This is a genomic window from Phocaeicola faecicola (genome assembly GCF_013618865.1).
Taxonomy (GTDB): Bacteria; Bacteroidota; Bacteroidia; order Bacteroidales; family Bacteroidaceae; genus Phocaeicola; species Phocaeicola faecicola.
This window is the reverse complement of record NZ_JABSOE010000140.1, coordinates 1-2420: the sequence shown is the minus strand read 5'-3', so window position 1 is coordinate 2420 and position 2420 is coordinate 1. Positions and strand designations below refer to the sequence as shown.

Below are 2420 nucleotides of genomic sequence, written 5' to 3'. Positions count from 1 at the left end.
TGGGTGTGACCTGAAAAGTCACGTAATTGATTGTTAAACAGCAATGTATATTGCAAGATTTAACCCGCTGTTCCGTCAGCGGTAGCCTACTATAAGGTGCATCTCCAGTGATGGGTTGTGCTAAGCTTATAGGACAAAGTACACTTTCCGAAAGGACAAGACTGAACCGTGAGGGAACGTCAAGGGCGGTTAGTATCATACCGTCGAGTGGCGAGGCTGGATAGCATGGTTAACGTAATGTGAACTGACTTTAGCCGTCGTAAGGTTTGAAGGAGCGCAAGATACTTTAGCTCTCACCAAAAGGTAAGCAGTCGGATAACCCTCGCCCATGTTGGGGTTACACGGACATAGCACTGCCGGCGGACTTGGCAGAACCTAAACTATCCGTTTGTCAATTGCGTGGAACAGGGCAAGCCTGTATCTCTCTCGTAATAATGCGAGTAAGCGAACCGCAAGGCAAGCCGAATGGGGTGCAGGTATGAGATAACGGAGAAAGCGAATGCCGCCCTGTAATGGGGAGGATACGGATTGAACCAACATCACGAGTTAATGAGGGTAACATCATCCGACACGAAAGTGGGCAGACTTCCGTATATGGTAACTCTTTACAAGATAACTTTTAGAACTTTCAAAAGGAGGAAAGCAAATGAACGAGATTAAAACATCGTGTGCGCCTGCTGACAGCAGGAATCTGACTTGGGACGGTATGAACTGGTCTAAGTGTGAAACCTATGTCCGAAAGCTACAAGCGCGTATTGTAAAGGCTCAGAAAGAAGGCAGACATAACAAGGTGAAAACCTTGCAGTGGATGCTTACCCACTCTTTTTACGCCAAGGCATTGGCAGTAAAGAGGGTTACTTCCAACAAAGGGAAGAATACGTCTGGAGTAGATAAACAGCTTTGGGACTCTCCCAAGCGCAAGTACAAAGCAATCGGTGAACTTAGACGTCGTGGCTACCATCCACAGCCGCTCCGTAGGGTTCACATCAAGAAAAAGAACGGTAAACTCCGACCGTTGGGAATACCGACCATGAAAGACAGGGCGATGCAAGCATTATATCTCATGGCATTGGAACCGATAGCCGAAACGACAGGCGACCGTTTTTCTTACGGCTTCCGAAAGAAGCGCAGGACAATGGACGCAATTCGTCAGATTGATACGGTTCTAAATCGCCAGCATTCCCCCGAATGGATTTTGGAGGGAGATATTAAGGGTTGCTTCGACCACATCAGTCACGGCTGGCTTATTGAAAATATCCCTATGGATAAAACAATACTCAGAAAATGGCTGAAATGTGGAGCTGTATTCAATGGTAAACTGTTCCCGACAGAAGAGGGTACACCACAAGGAGGTATCATATCACCGACACTTGCAAATATGGCACTTGACGGACTTCAACCACTCTTGGCTGAAAGATTCAAAAGACGTTTCATCAACTATAAGACATTCCACTACAAAGTGAATCTTATCAGGTATGCGGACGACTTTATAATCACAGGTCGAGATAAGGAATTATTGGAAAACGAGGTCAAACCAATGGTGATAGAATTTCTCAAAGAAAGGGGTCTTACCTTATCCGAAGAGAAAACTACCATTACGAACATATACGATGGATTTGATTTCTTAGGTTTCAATGTAAGGAAGTTCGGCAAAAGGCTGTACACATCTCCGTCCAAAGATGCACAGAAACGCTTTAGGGCAAAAATCAGTGACATCGTTAAAGGACATAAAATGTGTAAGCAGGAATCGCTGATACGAATGCTCAATCCTGTGATAACAGGTTGGGGAAACTATTACCGATATGGTGCATCAACCAATGCTTTTCACGGTTGCGACAATCACATTTACAACCTCACAAAGAAATGGGCTTTACGTCGCCACCCAAAGAAACGCAAGTCTTGGGTTGCAGATAAGTATTGGCATGAAATTCGGGGGCGTAAATGGACGTTTGCATGGAAATATGAAACAAAAAGCAAGAAAGTGAACTACCTGACCCTTAAAAGGTTGTCGGATATACATTATACTCCGTACAAGCAAGTCAAGGGGGAGGCAAACCCTTTCGACCCGGAATATGATGATTATTTCTTTCAGCGAAAGGAGCAACAAATGCTGGAATCTCTCAAAGGACGTAAGTCACTCTTATATTTATGGAACAAGCAGAAGCGGACTTGTCCGTTATGCGGCAAGGAGATAGATTGTACAAAAGCATGGAACGTCAATGAAATATCTGTTGGTGGTTCAATTGTACGGCAACTTGTCCATAACAACTGCTACAAGCGAAATAAACGAAACTGTTGAAAGTATGAGCCGATTTCTAACAACAAATAGAAATATTGAGTTGCTTGAGCCGTATGAGGGGAAACTCTCACGTACGGTTCTTAGGGGAGAAGGGGGCAGTAATGCCCTTGACTTACCCGAT

At 44.5% G+C, this 2420-nt stretch carries 1 protein-coding gene; it reads left to right on the top strand.

What is annotated here, in order from left to right:
- Positions 1 to 646: 646 nt before the first annotated feature.
- Positions 647 to 2299 carry a group II intron reverse transcriptase/maturase gene (ltrA, locus tag H3001_RS18975; protein WP_005647529.1) on the top strand — a complete coding sequence of 551 codons (1653 nt, stop codon included), beginning with the start codon at positions 647 to 649 and terminating at the stop codon, positions 2297 to 2299.
- Positions 2300 to 2420: the final 121 nt, after the last annotated feature.

Bases quoted from the DNA above. Each gene is read 5' to 3' on its own strand.
- ltrA (WP_005647529.1), top strand. From the start codon at position 647: ATGAACGAGATTAAAACATCGTGTGCGCCTGCTGACAGCAGGAATCTG.